Source organism: Brasilonema angustatum (genome assembly GCF_059505445.1).
This window is the reverse complement of sequence record NZ_JCACKO010000043.1, coordinates 1-17,135: the sequence shown is the minus strand read 5'-3', so window position 1 is coordinate 17,135 and position 17,135 is coordinate 1. Positions and strand designations below refer to the sequence as shown.

General features: G+C 42.3%; 14 protein-coding genes and 1 pseudogene. 12 read left to right on the top strand and 3 right to left on the bottom strand.

Annotated features, from left to right (window positions below; all coding sequences use genetic code 11):
- Positions 1 to 283: 283 nt before the first annotated feature.
- Positions 284 to 1,699: a diaminopimelate decarboxylase gene (lysA, locus tag AC5JM2_RS10290; protein ID WP_495834789.1), complete on the bottom strand. Its 1,416-nt coding sequence runs from the start codon at positions 1,697 to 1,699 to the stop codon at positions 284 to 286.
- 91 nt (positions 1,700 to 1,790) lie between these two features.
- Here lysA and AC5JM2_RS10285 point away from each other — a divergent pair.
- The 4 genes and pseudogenes from AC5JM2_RS10285 to AC5JM2_RS10270 all read left to right on the top strand — a co-directional run.
- Positions 1,791 to 1,943: pseudogene (locus tag AC5JM2_RS10285) on the top strand (ribosomal-protein-alanine N-acetyltransferase RimI); the annotation flags it as partial.
- Between the two features lie 75 nt (positions 1,944 to 2,018).
- The gene (gene rimI / locus AC5JM2_RS10280; RefSeq protein ID WP_495834812.1) at positions 2,019 to 2,516 is read left to right on the top strand and encodes a ribosomal protein S18-alanine N-acetyltransferase; all 498 of its coding nucleotides are present in this window, start codon (positions 2,019 to 2,021) and stop codon (positions 2,514 to 2,516) included.
- Between the two features lie 402 nt (positions 2,517 to 2,918).
- Complete coding sequence (locus tag AC5JM2_RS10275; protein ID WP_495834788.1) at positions 2,919 to 5,387, top strand: ATP-dependent Clp protease ATP-binding subunit; 2,469 nt, start codon at positions 2,919 to 2,921, stop codon at positions 5,385 to 5,387.
- Positions 5,388 to 5,599: 212 nt separating this feature from the next.
- A complete protein-coding gene (locus tag AC5JM2_RS10270; protein WP_495834787.1) occupies positions 5,600 to 6,109 on the top strand; it encodes a pentapeptide repeat-containing protein in 510 nt (169 codons plus the stop codon).
- A gap of 192 nt (positions 6,110 to 6,301) precedes the next feature.
- Here AC5JM2_RS10270 and AC5JM2_RS10265 read toward each other — a convergent pair whose 3' ends face one another.
- On the bottom strand, positions 6,302 to 7,378 hold the full coding sequence (locus tag AC5JM2_RS10265) for a RuBisCO accumulation factor 1 (RefSeq protein ID WP_495834786.1): 1,077 nt from the start codon (positions 7,376 to 7,378) through the stop codon (positions 6,302 to 6,304).
- Between the two features lie 456 nt (positions 7,379 to 7,834).
- Between AC5JM2_RS10265 and AC5JM2_RS10260 the strand changes: the two genes are divergently transcribed.
- Both AC5JM2_RS10260 and AC5JM2_RS10255 read left to right on the top strand, forming a co-directional pair.
- Positions 7,835 to 8,845: a response regulator gene (locus AC5JM2_RS10260; RefSeq protein WP_495834785.1), complete on the top strand. Its 1,011-nt coding sequence runs from the start codon at positions 7,835 to 7,837 to the stop codon at positions 8,843 to 8,845.
- A 282-nt stretch (positions 8,846 to 9,127) separates the two neighbouring features.
- Complete coding sequence (locus AC5JM2_RS10255) at positions 9,128 to 10,372, top strand: DUF445 domain-containing protein (RefSeq protein ID WP_495834811.1); 1,245 nt, start codon at positions 9,128 to 9,130, stop codon at positions 10,370 to 10,372.
- 77 nt (positions 10,373 to 10,449) lie between these two features.
- On the opposite strand, the gene glmM is transcribed toward AC5JM2_RS10255, so the two are convergent.
- Complete coding sequence (gene glmM, locus AC5JM2_RS10250) at positions 10,450 to 11,922, bottom strand: phosphoglucosamine mutase (RefSeq protein ID WP_495834784.1); 1,473 nt, start codon at positions 11,920 to 11,922, stop codon at positions 10,450 to 10,452.
- Positions 11,923 to 12,297: 375 nt separating this feature from the next.
- Here glmM and AC5JM2_RS10245 point away from each other — a divergent pair, with 375 nt between their 5' ends.
- The 6 genes from AC5JM2_RS10245 to AC5JM2_RS10220 all read left to right on the top strand — a co-directional run bounded on the left by AC5JM2_RS10245 (position 12,298) and on the right by AC5JM2_RS10220 (position 17,083).
- Positions 12,298 to 13,011 (top strand): biliverdin-producing heme oxygenase, encoded by a 714-nt coding sequence (locus AC5JM2_RS10245; RefSeq protein ID WP_495834783.1) that lies wholly within the window; start codon positions 12,298 to 12,300, stop codon positions 13,009 to 13,011.
- Between the two features lie 427 nt (positions 13,012 to 13,438).
- Positions 13,439 to 13,993 carry a signal peptidase I gene (lepB, locus tag AC5JM2_RS10240; RefSeq protein ID WP_495834782.1) on the top strand — a complete coding sequence of 185 codons (555 nt, stop codon included), beginning with the start codon at positions 13,439 to 13,441 and terminating at the stop codon, positions 13,991 to 13,993.
- Positions 13,994 to 14,130: 137 nt separating this feature from the next.
- Positions 14,131 to 15,129 carry an RNA polymerase sigma factor, RpoD/SigA family gene (locus AC5JM2_RS10235; protein ID WP_495834781.1) on the top strand — a complete coding sequence of 333 codons (999 nt, stop codon included), beginning with the start codon at positions 14,131 to 14,133 and terminating at the stop codon, positions 15,127 to 15,129.
- Positions 15,130 to 15,363: 234 nt separating this feature from the next.
- Positions 15,364 to 15,741 (top strand): sulfite exporter TauE/SafE family protein, encoded by a 378-nt coding sequence (locus AC5JM2_RS10230; RefSeq protein ID WP_495834780.1) that lies wholly within the window; start codon positions 15,364 to 15,366, stop codon positions 15,739 to 15,741.
- Positions 15,742 to 15,861: 120 nt separating this feature from the next.
- Positions 15,862 to 16,698: a sulfite exporter TauE/SafE family protein gene (locus AC5JM2_RS10225; protein WP_495834779.1), complete on the top strand. Its 837-nt coding sequence runs from the start codon at positions 15,862 to 15,864 to the stop codon at positions 16,696 to 16,698.
- A 1-nt stretch (position 16,699) separates the two neighbouring features.
- Positions 16,700 to 17,083, top strand: coding sequence for a DUF1634 domain-containing protein (locus AC5JM2_RS10220; RefSeq protein WP_210612655.1), 384 nt, complete (start codon positions 16,700 to 16,702; stop codon positions 17,081 to 17,083).
- The last annotated feature ends 52 nt before the right edge of the window (positions 17,084 to 17,135 follow it).

Here is a 17,135-nt window from a genome sequence, read left to right as displayed (position 1 = left end):
GTCAACAGTTAACAGCTCATAGCGTGATTAATTAATAAACGCCACTTGCGTGCCTTCTACAGTCTACTGGCACGGGCTTTGCTTCTAAGCATTGCTTCTGTGTTCACGTGCCTCCTCTAGCAGGAGTTAACACGCTACGCGAAAGGACGCTTGTGCTTATGCTTTTGGCGTGCACTTGCGGCTAGGGCAGTTGCGCGACTGTCAGAAAATCCGCAAGGGCGCACTGCCTAATACCACGGCGATCTTTGGAGAAAACCTCCAAGGACGCAGTGGCTCCTAATAACTAGCTTTTAAGTCTTTGCGGTAGGCAGTCCTGTCGAATTAAATCCTGATAAGTTTCACGTCGCAAAATCAAATTTGCTTCGCCATTCGCTACTATAACAGCTGCCGGTCGGGGCAAGCGGTTGTAGTTAGATGCCATACTGTAATTGTAAGCACCAGTGGCAAGAACTACAAGAATATCCCCAGATTCAGTTTTTGGCACTTGGGCATCTTTTATTAGAATATCCCCAGATTCACAGTGTTTGCCAGCTATTGTTACAGTTTCTGTAAGTGGAGCAGACATTCGGTTAGCAACGACTGCGCGATAGACAGACTGGTATGTGATTGGGCGTGGATTATCAGACATTCCCCCATCAACTGCTACGTAGGTACGTATTTCTGGAATAACTTTGGATGATCCAATAGAGTATGCTGTTACACAAGCTGTTCCAATCAGTGAACGCCCTGGTTCAGATAATAATTTGGGCAAAGGCAAATTGTTTGCTTCACTTGCTTGTTGAATAACTTCACAAATCGGTTTCACCCACTCTTCAATGCTAGGTGGATCATCCGATTCTGTATACTTAATTCCTAAGCCGCCTCCCACATTTAACTCTTTGATCGATAAACCATATCCAGCAGCTTTATTTAACCACTGCACCATTACCGCAGCTAAATCTTGATGCGGTTGGCGTTCAAAAATTTGGGAACCTATGTGAGCATGTAATCCTAGACAGTTAACTACAGATTGTTGACTTACAAAAGTAAACAATTCATCTAGTTGATTGGGATCAAAGCCAAATTTACTATCCAAATGTCCCGTGCGAATATATTCATGTGTATGACATTCAATACCTGGTGTTAATCGCAACATGATGCGGATAGGAGATGAGGAAGTGACTTCTCCTCCTTGCTTCGCTATCTCCACCAAAGTACGTAACTCATACCAGTTATCTACTACAATGATACAGCCAGACTCTATGGCAAAAGTCAGTTCTTGGTGGGATTTATTATTGCCGTGGAAATAAATTTTATCGGGACTGACACCCGCACTCAGGGCTGTATAGAGTTCACCCCCAGAGACGACATCTATTCCTAAACCAGCATCGTGTGCGATCGCGCAAACAGAAATACAACTCCACGCCTTGGAAGCATACAGAACCTGAGATTCACCCTTGTAGTAACGCTTGAAGCTATCTTGATACTGATGGCAAGCTGTTCGCAGGGTTTGCTCATCTAAAATATATAGCGGTGAACCAAATTGTTCCACTAGGGTTGTGACATCACAACCGCCAATTTCGAGATGATCATGATTGTTAACTGTGCCTGTTAACGGCAGAAGTTGCTGATTTGGTGAAAGACTTATGTTTTGAGCGTTTGCTTGTGGTAAATACTGATTACCAGAATGTTGAACCCCAGCAGGGTGTGTCGATACCATAACTATAACAGTTGTCCTTCTCTAAAATTATAGGCGTGACAAATTCCTCCGCTTCCCAGTTTACAAAGGCGTTGTACTTTTACGAATAAGTGTGAGCAAATTAGAATTAGAAATCAAACACCTGACTGAAGCAGATTTGAGTGCAGTGCTGGAATTAGACCAAATCTGCTTCGGTGGTTTATGGACTCTCGAAGGCTACCAACGCGAGTTAGATAGCCCTAACAGTGATTTACTCGGTTTGTTCTCCGGTGTCTCTGTTGTAACAGAAGCCCACGAGAAGGGAGCAAGGAGAGAAGACTCCACAAATGAATATACTCCCATGAATGATCAGGGGAATTGGGGTTGTTCCACAAATGAATTTGGGGGCACCACTGACAGCAGGAGTACAGAAGAACTTCTAGTTTTCAAAAATTCTTCTTTCTCCCTTACTCCCTGCCCCCTGTCCCCTGCCTCTTCTGTCAGGCTACTGGGGATAAGTTGTTTTTGGTCAATTTTAGATGAAGCTCACATCACTATCTTGGCGGTTCATCCTCAATACCACCGTCAAGGCTTTGGACAGGTTCTTTTGTATTCTGTGCTCAAGAGCGCTTGCAAACGCGGTTTGGAGCGAGCGACCCTTGAAGTGCGAGCTTCTAACTCAGCAGCTATTTCCTTATATCAAAAATTTGGCTTTAAAATAGCTGGTCGGCGGCGGCGCTATTACAATGATGAAGATGCGCTGGTATTTTGGCTTGGAAATTTGCAACAGCCACAATTTCAGAAAACTTTACACGACTGGAATACAATCATTAACGATCGCTTGACAAAGGCGTCTTAATCATAAATTAGTCATCATCCGTTTCTTACATGGCTTGTTTGATGAAATTTTCTGTCTTATTTCTAATTTATCTATAAGAAATTCTCATAAAGTTCCAAAAAAGCTTGAGATGAGATTGAGAATATGATATTAGGTGTTATTTGGGATTGAATAAAAAACTTTTCAATCCAGCCACTAAGTGTCCGTGGTCAAGCCTGAAAAGGTAAACAAGATTACGCTCCTCAGCACACTGACCGTAGAAAAGTAAAGAAAATTAAATAAAAGTCATGAAAAATTAGCAATTGCCCCACCAACCTGGGTCAAGTCATGTCGGATGTCTATTTGTTTATACAAGCATCCGCAATCTTAGCCTGTGCTAAAATCAGCGTACCGGCACGACGCAGGTGATGGGATGAATGCCATATGTTTGAACGCTTCACAGAAAAAGCCATAAAGGTAATTATGCTAGCCCAAGAAGAAGCTCGCCGTCTTGGGCATAATTTCGTAGGTACCGAGCAGATCCTCTTGGGTCTGATTGGAGAAGGTACCGGAGTTGCGGCTAAGGTACTGAAGTCTATGGGTGTCAATCTCAAAGACGCTCGGATTGAAGTAGAAAAAATCATAGGTCGAGGCTCTGGCTTTGTCGCTGTGGAAATTCCGTTTACGCCACGGGCAAAGCGGGTTCTGGAACTATCCTTGGAAGAAGCGCGCCAATTAGGGCATAACTACATTGGCACCGAGCATCTGCTATTGGGCTTAATCCGAGAAGGGGAAGGTGTAGCAGCCAGAGTCCTAGAAAACCTAGGAGTTGATCTTTCTAAGGTCAGAACCCAAGTGATCCGAATGCTGGGAGAAACAGCTGAGGTAAGCGCTGGTGGTCAACCACGTGGAAACAAAACCCCAACATTGGACGAGTTTGGCTCAAATCTGACCCAAATGGCAGCAGACGGCAAACTCGATCCTGTAGTAGGACGCGCCAAAGAAATTGAACGCGTGATCCAGATTTTGGGTCGCCGGACAAAAAATAATCCTGTCCTGATTGGGGAACCAGGGGTAGGTAAAACCGCGATCGCCGAAGGCTTAGCACAACGCATTGCTAATAAAGATGTCCCTGACATCTTGGAAGACAAGCGTGTGGTAACCCTGGATATCGGTTTACTTGTCGCCGGAACCAAGTACCGGGGTGAATTTGAAGAGCGCCTGAAGAAAATCATGGATGAAATTCGTCAGGCAGGTAATGTCGTCCTCGTGATTGACGAAGTCCACACCTTAATTGGTGCAGGTGCGGCAGAAGGCGCAATCGATGCAGCAAATATCCTCAAACCCGCCTTGGCGCGAGGTGAATTGCAGTGCATCGGAGCCACAACTCTAGATGAATACCGCAAACACATCGAGCGGGATGCAGCCCTAGAGCGTCGCTTCCAGCCAGTGATGGTGGGTGAACCGTCAGTAGACGAAACGATTGAGATTCTCTATGGACTGCGCGAACGCTACGAACAGCACCACAAGCTGAAAATCTCCGATGAAGCTTTGCTTGCAGCGGCGAAGTTATCTGATAGATATATCAGTGACCGTTACCTTCCAGATAAAGCAATCGACTTGATTGACGAAGCCGGAAGTCGGGTTCGCTTGATTAACTCGCAATTACCCCCTGCAGCTAAAGAATTGGACAAAGAACTGCGTCAGATTTTGAAAGAAAAAGACGATGCAGTTCGCGCTCAAGACTTTGATAGAGCTGGGGAGTTGCGCGATCGCGAGATGGAAATCAAAGCCGAAATTCGCGCTATTGCTCAAAGCAAGACGAATTCTACCCGCACTGAAGGTGACGAACCTGTCGTTACGGAAGAAGACATTGCTCACATTGTCGCTTCCTGGACTGGAGTTCCGGTGAACAAACTCACCGAATCTGAATCCGAGAAGCTGCTCCACATGGAAGACACCCTGCATCAACGCTTGATTGGTCAAGAAGATGCTGTCAAAGCAGTTTCACGTGCAATTCGTCGCGCTCGTGTCGGTTTGAAGAATCCCAATCGACCCATTGCTAGCTTCATTTTCTCTGGTCCAACAGGTGTAGGTAAAACCGAGTTAGCAAAAGCTTTGGCTTCTTACTTCTTCGGTTCCGAAGAAGCGATGATTCGCCTAGATATGTCGGAATACATGGAGCGCCATACCGTCAGCAAGCTGATTGGTTCGCCTCCTGGTTATGTCGGATATAACGAAGGCGGTCAACTGACCGAAGCCGTGCGCCGTCGTCCTTACACTGTCGTGCTATTCGACGAAATCGAAAAAGCACACCCTGACGTCTTTAATATGCTATTGCAAATTTTAGAAGACGGTCGCTTAACCGATGCAAAAGGTCGCACTGTAGACTTCAAGAACACCTTACTGATTTTGACTTCCAACATCGGTTCCAAGGTGATCGAGAAGAGTGGTAGCGGCTTCGGCTTTGATGTCGCTGAAAACCAAACAGAAGCGCAGTACAACCGGATTAAATCCTTGGTTAACGAAGAACTCAAGCAATACTTCCGTCCTGAGTTCCTCAACCGACTGGATGAAATCATCGTCTTCCGTCAATTGAGCAAAGAAGAAGTATCTCAAATCGCTACTATCATGCTCAAGGAAGTGTTTGGTCGCCTGACAGAAAAAGGCATCACACTGGAAGTTACCGATAGATTCAACAACCGTCTGATCGAAGAAGGCTATAGCCCCAGCTACGGCGCAAGACCATTACGTCGGGCAATTATGCGGCTGTTAGAAGATAGCCTTGCCGAAGAGATTCTGTCTGGTCGCATTAAAGATGGTGATACAGCCATTGTTGATGTCGATGACACTGGTAATGTGGTTGTCAGAGCTGAACAGCGCCGGGAATTGTTGACCCCTGTCGTTGAATAGAAACAAAGAAGACTTAATATTTCTTTATTCTTCTGATAAAACAAAGGTAGAGCATCCAACCGCTCTACCTTTTTTTTGTATTTCATCATTTGATTAGTTGAATTTATAAATTGGAATAAAAATAATATTTGATTCTATCAATGAATTTATTTAAAGTGAAAACATCAAGTACTTTAGTGGCGGCTTCATAGAAGTAAAGCCGCCGAAGTCTAGTGAAAAAATCAAACTCAAAAAAATTAACTAACTGCCTCGTAACCACAGTATTTTTAGTTCTTGTAGTCGCATTTTCTCTGCTTAACCAGCCCAATGCGAGTGCTCAATCACAAACACCATCTATAACCACGCAATCTACACCTGCTCCCATAACATCAGTAGCCGCAAATGTTAGGCATTTACTACAAACCAACGAATGCGTAGGGTGCAACCTTATTGGAGCAAAGCTCAAAGATACAAACCTGCAAGCTGCAAACTTAGAGAATGCGAACTTGCAAGGTGCTGATTTAGAAAGAGCAAACTTACAGGGAACTAACCTGGCTGGTGCTAACCTGCAAGGAGCTGATTTAGGTAAGACAAATATAATAGGAGCAAACTTAGAGAGAGCAAACCTCTTTGATGCGGACTTAGAGAAAGCAAATCTCACAGATGCAAATATAGTAGGGGCAAACCTACAAGGGGCTGATTTGGAAGACTCAATAAGACCCCAAGGATTCACCATTCAGTAATTAAGTGTTTTTGCGCGAAATAAAGGCTAATTCAATATTTTTCCCATTGACTCCAACTGATTGCTCGTGTCAGTTGGGGTTTTTGTTGGTAAAGAAGCTATAGAAGCTGTAGGAGCTAAAACGAACACGAGTAGGTGAAGGAAGTCCTGTTTTTTTCAGAATTTCACTTGCTCACAGCTTAATAGCCAATATCTACTCGTCTATCTGCCAAAAGTCTTTGGTCACATTTTCATCCAAAATCTTCTTTGGTCGGAGAATCACAATAATTTTCCCAAGTATGGGAATTTCCGGTGCTGTTTCAAACCACTGGAAATCTAATTCACCAGAATTATCAACCACGAAGTAACTGTTAGAGTCCCACTCTCGCTCTTGCCGATCTACAACAACTAACACTTGTGAATGACTTTGTGTTTGGTTGGGAAAGCGATCGCTCTTGCACAAAATCACCACTGGATCTTCTGCACTCAACAAAATCTGCCAACCTGGTAACGGTACCCAAGCTTGCTCTCCAGCAAACTTGACTATACCAAATGGTTCTATACCTTCTACTATGGGTACTGCTTTCAATTCTTGTGGTGTTAATGGCAACTCACCCACAACTGGTATTATACGCGGTAATTCTTCCTCTGAATCCAGGCGATAAAAGGGCAACAAGGGAGCGGGACGTTTGGGGACTACCGTAAAATCTGTTAATAATTGTTCGATTTGTTTCCTTGCTGTTTGTGAGTGAGCAAAACGCAAACCTTTTGCTATGAGTCGGGAGCGTTCTTGTAAGTCTGAGTTTTGGCGGGCGAGTTTCCAAGAATGATATGCGACTGCATCTCCCGGATGACTTTCAAACCCCTCTGGTAGGGTACCAAAGCGAGAGAAATCCTTCACTGCTTTGGCGACTTCCCGCGCCTCATCAATGTCAAGTTTGTGCTGGAAGGTGAGTTCTGCAGCTGCTGCGCGTTCTTCTTGAGTGAGTAGGCGTAGTTCGTACAAAACATCACTACCTCGTGTTGAGTAATGCGATCGCGCTGCTTGGGATGCACCAACCTTTTCTATGGAATTGTACACTTGAGCGCCAACAACGACTTGATTTTGTTGTATCGGCTCAAATCCAGTTCCTTCAAAGATGGCTTGGGGATCATAACCAAGTTTTTGCAGTTGGGCGATCGCAATTCCCCATTCCACCCAGGTGCCTTGCTTTTGTCTGAGCTTTCGCACCAATTCTTGTGCGATTTCACTATTATCCGAATTTTGAGTATTGGGTGGTAGGTCAGTCATGATGATTTTCCGGGAGTGTGGAAACCGTGCGTCAAAAGACCACGGAGGAAACACGGTACTCGCTTCGCTCTCTACGGCTTCAAGGGAGAGCAGTTCATTGCTTGTTGCATTTTACCAAAAACGGCGATTTTAATCGCCTCCGTCCTCATACGCTCAACCGATGTTTCTTTATCTTTCCTATAGCTGAGTACTTCTATCGATTCAGCAAGTGAAGTTTTACAATCTTATTGCTTACATCTTATTGCCAATTATTTTTTGTTTTTTGAATTACGTTTTTACACTGACAAATCAAAATTAGTCGCCTAATTTTTTTCGTATAAATAAGTAAAAAAGATTTAGATAGTCAATTTCTTCACAAATAATCCGGGTATCTACTGCTTCTGCTTGTATGATGTTTCCAAGCGAAGCTGGTATGAAATATAACAAAAGTGTCCGAGAAGGATTTAAAAAGTTTTTATGGATAATCAAACTCCTGAACTGGATAAGATTCGCCATCCATTACTGACTATAGAAAAACCAAAAAAGCAAAAAATTTTGGTAGTTGATGACGAACAAGATAATCTCGATTTACTTTACCGCACCTTCCGCCGCGATTTTCATGTCTTGAAAGCAGACAGTGGTATGAAGGCTCTGCAAATCTTAGCAACTGAAGGGGAAGTAGCTGTAATTATATCCGATCAACGAATGCCCCAAATGAAGGGAACTGAGTTTCTAAGTAAAACTGTGCCTCAGTTTCCAGATACCCTAAGAATTATCCTTACAGGTTTTACTGATGTTCAAGACTTAGTAGAGGCGATTAATACAGGACAGGTTTATAAGTTTATCACCAAGCCTTGGGATCCAGGGCAATTGAAGGCAGTTGTCCAACAAGCAGCCCAAACTTACGATTTGCTCAAGCAACGTACAGAAGAATTGCAACGTGCTCATGCTCAAATAGCACTACTTAGTGTTTTAGTGCAGGTTACTCAAGAATATACTTGTTTGGAAACAACTCTCAACTCCATCGCTAAGGCATTTGGTGAAAATTTTGCAACTCATAACTGTATATTGCAGTTAGTAGAGGATAATGCCCTGGTTGCAAATCAAGGAACTTACAGTACGACAGGTAAAGTGAAAAACTGGCTCGCTCAAGATCCACTCACAATTGAGGCGATAAGCCCAAGGCTTGATGCACAGCGTATCATCACTCACGAAATACAAGTCTCGCTCAATGTACTTAATGACCAAAAGTTACTTAGTGTTGCTCACTACTCAGATAACAAAGTTCAAGCACATCTGGTTATTCCGATAACCTATCGCCAAGAAGTATTGGCGGTGTTATCACTACAGTGGCAACAACCCCAGACTTTGAGCGAAAATGAACTTAAATTTCTTGATTTGTCTGCTGAAGTGATAGCGATCGCCCTACGCGCAGTGTCTGCTCATGATGAAGCTCCAGCAGGAAGCGCTACCATTGGCTATGAATGACGCAAAGTCGCGATGAAACAACAAAATAAACACTAATCCAAATTCAAGTTTACAGGAAATTTATAGAGATAGCTCCAAAAAGTTCGTTTTGCAGCAGCAACACATTACCCTGTTGCAAACGATATGATGGGAATGCTAGTAATAACGAAAGCTTAGTTGTTAATGATTAGTTATTAGTACTTTGCTTCTAATGCTAATGACTAATGACTAATGAACGCCACTTGCTACAACGGAGGCAACCTCCGCAACGCAGTGGCTCCTAATAACTAATGACTAATGACTTTGGATTGGTCTCATCTTTGGCTTTATGTCTCTCCCCCAATAGTGGGTGGAATTATTGGCTACTTCACCAACGATATAGCCATCAAAATGTTATTTCGTCCCTACCGTGCAATTTACATCAGTGGACGAAAGATACCTTTTACACCTGGATTGATTCCCCGCAACCAGGAACGGCTTGCTAAGAATGTCTCAGATACAATTATGGGGTCGCTATTGACACCCCAAGAGTTGCAAAAACTAGCGCGACGATTGTTGCAAACAGAACGGATCCAAGGAGCAATTCTCTGGATCTTGCGACTGGCAATTGACCAACTAAAATCCGATAAAGAGCAGAAAACTGCTAAAATATTGTCGGGAATTTTACGGGATTTGTTAGGGGAATCCTTACCGCGTCTTTTGAAGGTGTTGGCGCGGCGGGAAGACTTTTTAGAAGCGCAAGTTAATCAAATTTTTGACCAGATATTACTAGATTTTCAATTAACTGAAGAACAAGCAATTCGTCTGGCTGATTGGTTGTTACAAGTTGTCATACCGCCGGAGATTTTGCGACTAGCAGTTATTGACTTCTTGACGGATCGCACAATTCAAACTATTGACGAAAGTTTTCGCGAAAAAACCAGCGGTACCTATTGGGTTGTGGCAAATCTATTTGGTTTACGCAATACTTTGACGCGCCTACGGACTTACTGCTTGGATGAAAAAGACGCTACCAATACTCGCTTGCAGGAATTGATTCAACAGTTACAGCTGCGCGATCGCCTCAAGCAACTTCTACAAAGTTTTTCTTTGGAAAGTTTACCAATAGGTACAGTACGACAGCTGCGAAAGACAACACGCGAAACTGTGCGTAATTACGCGCAAACACGTGGTAGCGACTTACTCCAAGGATTAGGTAGTTCCGTTGACTGGGAAAATGTTGCTATGTTGCTGGTGAATCGCCTCAGTTCCTCTCCTGTTGTGAATGCTTCACTAGAAGTAGTCAGTAAAGAACTGGCTCTTGTTTTAGAGCGGTATTTGGAGAAAGACTTGGAAGCAATTGTAGCTCAGGCAATTCCCATTTTGGCAATTGACCAAGTGATTGTTGACCGCGTCAAATCAACTTCACCTGCTGATTTAGAAGCAGCAATAGAAGGAATTGTCAAAAATGAGTTGCAGGCAATTGTGAATTTAGGCGGTGTTTTAGGGTTTGTTGTGGGATTGGTGCAAACAATGTTTTTGTTATTTAGTCAACAGTTAGGGGTGTAAGGAATATAGGAGGGTCTTGCCGGGACACCAGGGGTGGCGATGTTTCAAAACAATCTTTAACTGAACAGTACTGATTTTTAAGCCACTAAGTGCTGTTGAACCTGCATCACCAATTCATTTGTCCAGTAATTGACGAGTTCTGCGGCTTCGGCTTCTACCATAACTCGGATGAGTGGCTCTGTACCAGAGGCGCGGACTAAAACTCTACCAGAATCTCCCATTGCTGCTTCCGCGCGGGCGATCGCCTGTTGCAGGGGTTCACATTCTTTCCATCCCAAACGCTTGGATTTGTCTTCGACTCGGACATTTTGCAACAGTTGCGGATAGGTTTGAAAGCTTTGAGTCACCATTTCTGATAGGGGAACGCCGGCTTGTTGCACCAAAGCAGCTAGATGTAAGGCTGTGAGTAAGCCATCTCCAGTCATACCATAGTGACGGCAGAGGATATGACCGGATTGTTCACCCCCAAGCATTCCTCCAGTCCGCAGCATTTGGACCTGGACGTACTGATCACCAACTGCTGTGCGAATGAATTGACCACCAACTTGCTTCCATGCTCTCTCAAAACCTAAGTTTGCCATAACAGTGGAAACAATCAGGTCACCTGGTAGTTGTTGGTTTTGCTTTAGGTTTTGTCCCCAGAGGTAGAGGATGTAATCTCCATTGATCGCTCTTCCAGTGTTGTCTACAGCCAAAACGCGGTCTGCATCACCATCAAAAGCAAAGCCTAAATCGGCATTGTGTTCTTGTACGGCGGCTTGGAGAATTTCTAGGTGAGTGGAACCGCAGTTGACGTTGATGCGATCGCCATCTGGTTCGTTATGTAAGTAGATAACTTCTCCCCCCATCTCCTTAAAGACCGATGGTGCTAAACCAACAACTGCTCCCCATGCCAAGTCTAAAACAATTTTCATACCCTGAAAATTCATACCACCGTGCAGGGGTTTTTTCAAGGCCTCAACATAACTTCCCACTAAGTCCAAGCGCGAGTAATACCGTCCGCAATCACTACTATTTGCAGAAGCCATACCACGCACTCCTGCTTCTACTTCCGTTTGCAAAGCTTGGGATAGCTTCATCCCATCCGCGCCAAAAAATTTAATGCCGTTGTCTTCTGGCGGGTTGTGGCTAGCAGAAATCATCACCCCACCTATGGCATCGGTGACGCTGGTAAGATATGCAACGCAGGGGGTAGGACATAGTCCTAAATGCCACACTTCTAATCCTGCGGCTGTTAACCCTGCACTTAACGACATCGCCAGCATATCACTAGAGTTTCTGGAGTCTTGGCCGAGGATGACTGGTCCTGGGTTGGAAGCATGACTACGCAAAACAGTACCTGCCCAAAAGCCTACTTGCAATGCTAGGGGTGCACCCAGCAAGTCTCCCACTCGTCCGCGAATACCATCTGTACCAAATAGAGGTGTTGCCAGAAGTGATGTTAAGTTCAACCCAAAACCGCCCTCATTAAGTTTGTTTTCCGATTCATCAACATTAGTTGTTGAATTTTCTGAGACAGTACCTTGAGTTCGAGTTATGTATGAAACCATAAGTAGAAAAACCCCACACACTCACACTGGAGAATAGCACTTTCAACAATATTCAAGAATATTCAACTATTCTTGCTGAATGCCTTTCAATCGGCACACTTTACTGTTTATTGTTTCATTTTTACTCAAAGTCGTTGTAAGTATTTTTTAAGTATTTTTTTGTATTTATAAAGATATTGTAAACTACAGGGTGACATCAAAAATTGCTCTCAAGACTTATCACTAGGAACTTACAAATATCTCAGATGGTCTCAACTTAAACATTTTTAATATAATTTCTCATCAAATAGTTCTACTGTAACGTTTTAGTGGCTTGTGTAGCCGTTCGTAAATTAGGCTTCAGCAGTTGACATTTTATAGTCGAGCAAATTTAGCATGAGCAGCAATTTAGCAACAAAATTACGTGTCGGAACCAAAAAAGCCCATACAATGGCAGAAAATGTTGGTTTTGTCAAGTGTTTTTTAAAAGGAGTCGTAGAAAAAAACTCCTATCGGAAGCTGGTAGCTAACTTTTACTTCATCTACTCAGCGATGGAAGAGGAGATGGAGAAGCACGCCAATCATCCGATTGTTTCAAAAATCAATTTTCCTCAACTTCACCGTAAGGAAACTTTAGAGCAAGACCTCACTTACTACTATGGGGCAAACTGGCGCGAGCAAATCAAACTATCTTCGGCTGGTGAGGCGTATGTACAACGCATCCGGGAACTATCTCAAAAAGAACCAGAACTATTAGTTGCTCACTCTTACACCCGATACTTAGGGGATTTATCTGGTGGACAGATTCTCAAAGGCATTGCTCAAACTGCGATGAACCTTTCTGACGGAGGAACCGCCTTCTATGAATTTGATGAGATTCCTGACGAGAAGGGGTTCAAAGCAAAATACCGTCAAACTTTGGATGAACTAGCTATAGATGATGCGACAGGCGATCGCATTGTCGATGAAGCAAACGCTGCCTTTGGCATGAACATGAAGATGTTCCAAGAGTTGGAAGGCAATCTTATTAAAGCCGTTGGAATCATGCTTTACAACAGCATCACACGTCGTCGCACACGCGGTAGTACCGAACTCGCAACTGCTGAGTAAATACAATTAGCACAATCTTTTGATTAATTGCTAGGGGCAGCGCCTCTGGGATTACCCTTGTAGAAAGGGTAATCGCGGGGAAGTTGCCCCTTGTCGCGTCTTGAGCACAATTCACGCATTCAAAAATCAACAGGTTTAGATTCTGACTTTTCACATTCTGTGAAAAAGGACGATTTGATCGCGAAAGTCGTTCGCGAATAAATTATCTACTACAACTTTATTTTGACAGGTGTAAAATTCTTCATCTGTTTGACACAACTCCTACACATTGAGATTCTAAATTAGAAATAGCAGTTTTAGCTTACTTATGTCGTTGTATCACCTGAAAACAACCCTCTTTTTGAATAAAACAAAGAGCGCTGAATTTTTGATGAATTAACATAATTTAAATTTCACATTTACATACTTTTTACTTTTGATTCATACTATGTCTCATATTCCTCAACAAAAAAAAGAAAAACAAGAAAATATTTTTATAGAAGGAATAAAAACTGTTGGTTTAAGCCTAGTTCTTGCCTTTGGTATTCGCACCTTTATTGCTGAAGCTCGTTATATTCCTTCTGGTTCTATGGAGCCAACACTCCAGATTAATGATCGCTTAATTATCGATAAAGTTAGCTATGACTTTACCTCTCCTCAGCGAGATGATATTGTTGTTTTTAATCCAACCAAAACACTACAATCGCAGAATTATCACGACGCTTTCATAAAACGTATAATTGGCTTGCCAGGAGAAAAAGTGGAAGTCAAAAATAGACTAGTTTATATTAATGGCTCGCCTTTCAAAGAAAATTATATTGAAGCTAAACCAGACTATAAATGGGGTCCTGTAATTGTACCAGAGAATTCTTATCTAGTTTTAGGAGACAATCGCAATAATAGCTATGACAGTCACTATTGGGGTTTTGTCCCCCGTAATAAAATCGTAGGTCGAGCAATTGTTCGCTTTTATCCACTCAACCGAATTGGATTTATCAATTAACCTGTTTCTGTTTTCAGATTAACCAAAGTAAAGAAAAATGGAAAAAATCAGAGAGAAAATGTGCGCGTATATAATTTGAGAAATTATGAAAATAAATATCTATCAATTATCAAGTATTTAGCCATCCTGAAAAACCTATGAAAAACCTATCTCATAAATCTATAAAAGTAAGCGATAAACATGAAAAATATTTATCGACTGCTGATCTGGTGCATATCTATCTTCTTGAAATTGGACGTACACCTTTGTTAACTTATGATCAAGAAAAATATTTTGGCAAGCAAGTCCAACAAATGATGGCTTTACTTGCTGTCAAAGAAAAATTAGCTATTCAATTAAAGCGTCAACCAACACAAATAGAATGGGCTGAAAATATAAATATTAGTGAAGACTCATTAGTGCAACAACTCCAGCAAGGACATCAAGCCAAGCAGAAAATGATTGAGGCTAATTTACGGCTTGTAGTATCTATTGCCAAGAAATATCAAAGACGTAACCTAGAATTTCTCGACTTAATTCAAGAAGGAAGTTTGGGTTTAGAGCGAGGGGTTGAGAAATATGACCCTAGCAGAGGATACAAGTTTTCAACTTACGCCTATTGGTGGATTCGTCAGGCAATGACACGGGCGATCGCCCAACAAGGACGCACTATCCGCTTGCCTATCCATGTTACTGAAAAATTAAATAAAATCAAACTTATTCAACGTGAATTAGCTCAAAAATTAGGTCGTATTCCCACCGCTACTGATATCGCCCAAGCACTATCTCTAGACCCCAAGGAAATTCGAGATTATTTAGTCTTAGCACGTCGCCCTGTCTCTTTGGAATTGCGAGTTGGCTCAGAAAAAGATACAGAATTACAGGATATGTTGGAGGATGATGGACTCTCTCCCGAATTATACACTGAGCAGAAATTTATCCAACAAAACCTTCAAAATTTATTGTCAGAATTAACTCCTCAGCAACGGGAAATATTAACTTTACGTTTTGGTTTAACAGATGGAAAAGAACTGTCTTTAGCACAGATTGGTCAATGCATGGGTATCAGTCGAGAACGAGTGCGACAAGTAGAGCAACAGGCTTTGGGTATCTTACGACGACATAAAGATAAGATAAGCAGCTATCTAACTAGTTAATGTTGACCAAATCATTCAGATACAGCCTTCCTAAATAGGATATGAACATCCTCCTCTTCTTCTCTTTTTTTTCTTTGCGTCCTTTGCGGTATCCTGCGGGAAGCTGCTCCGCGTCTACGTTTTTTTTTACGACTTATCTAGGATTGCTGTATAAAGTTGCTCAGCAACTTTATATCATTTTCTAATTAAGAAATTGCCGCGATTTGAAAACTATCTCTAGAAATACTTTTAATCATGACTAACATTTGGCTTTGTTTAATTTTGGGACTGGTAGCGGGTACTATTAGTGGTATGACAGGTATTGGTGGTGGAATAATCGTCTTACCTGCTTTGATTCTTTTCCTAGGATTTTCTCAGCATCAAGCGCAAGGAACTACATTGGCATTGTTAGTTCTACCTATAGATTTATTAGCAGCATGGACTTACTATCAGCAGGGATATGTAGACTTAAAAGTAGCCGCGCTTCTCTGTCTTGGATTTATTTTTGGTGGGTGGTTCGGTGCTCAAATAGGAACGAGTTTACCGAATGGAGTTTTAACTAAAATATTTGCTTTTCTACTAATTCTCAGTGCTGTTAGAGTTTTATTCATGACTAGTGCTGATTCAGTATAAATAATTTATAATTTTTTTGATTCACTGAAAAATTAGGAAATTGTTTTAATATACAATCCAAACATTGCCATTGAGCTGTTCGAGAACCAACGTTTCATTCAAAAGCGAAGGTGCGATTGCTTGAATATTTTAGAATTTACTCTATTGGTTTGGCTTAGTTCTGCTACCGCAGGCTTTTTGGGAGCGCTGACAGGCTTAGGCGGTGGAGTGGTACTTGTCCCCTTGTTAACTTTAGTCTTTGGCGTTGACATTCGTTACGCAATAGGTGCTTCTCTTGTATCGGTAATCGCAACTTCTTCAGGTGCTGCTTCTGCATACGTTAAAGAAGGCTACACTAATTTACGCTTGGGAATGTTCTTGGAAGTCGCAACAACATTTGGAGCCATTGCAGGTGCAACTATAGCCGCTTTTGTTTCCACCAGAATACTCGCTGTAGTTTTTGGATTTGTTTTACTTTATAGTGCCTACCTCTCACGTCAATCTCGTTCTGAACATTTAGATAACACTCCACCTGATTCTCTAGCAACTCGTTTAAAGTTAAATAGCACTTACCCAACGCCTGAAGGTGAACAAGCCTACAATGTCCGTGCTGTTCCTGTAGGATTTAGTCTCATGTTTGTCGCCGGAGTGCTTTCCGGGTTACTTGGTATTGGTTCTGGCGCACTCAAGGTACTAGCGATGGATCAATTTATGCGGATTCCGTTTAAGGTTTCCACTACTACCAGTAATTTTATGATTGGGGTGACAGCAGCAGCTAGCGCGGGTGTATACTTCAAACGAGGTTACATCGATCCTGGACTAGCAATGCCTGTCATGTTAGGAGTACTTTTAGGCGCATTGATCGGGGCTCGGGTATTGGTAAAAGCCAGAGTAGGCGTTTTAAGAAATATTTTTAGTGTAGTTATTGTGCTGCTAGCTATTCAAATGATTTATAACGGCTTCCTAGGGAGGATTTAAAGTGTCCCAAACTCGACGTAATTTGAGTGAAAGACAAGTCGAAATTTTGGTTGGTAATTTATTGAGATATGGGGTCCTGCTCGCTACTGCGATCGTTTTATTAGGCGGGGTGTTGTATCTAATTTATCATGGTAAGGAAGCTCCAAATTATCAAATTTTTCGCGGTGAGCCTCCAGCTTTTAGCTCTCCTGAAGGAGTTGCAAATTCCGTATTATCAGGTCGTCGTCGTGGCATTATTCAACTTGGATTGTTGTTATTAATTGCTACTCCTGTTGCTAGAGTTGCTTTTTCTCTATTAGCTTTTATGCGTCAGCGAGATATCACCTATATTATTTTGACTGTGATTGTTTTGACTGGGCTGATTATTAGTTTTATAGGTGGTTAAGTAGAACGAGGTGAAAAAACCAAAGTGTGTAAAGATAAGTAAATACGTACAA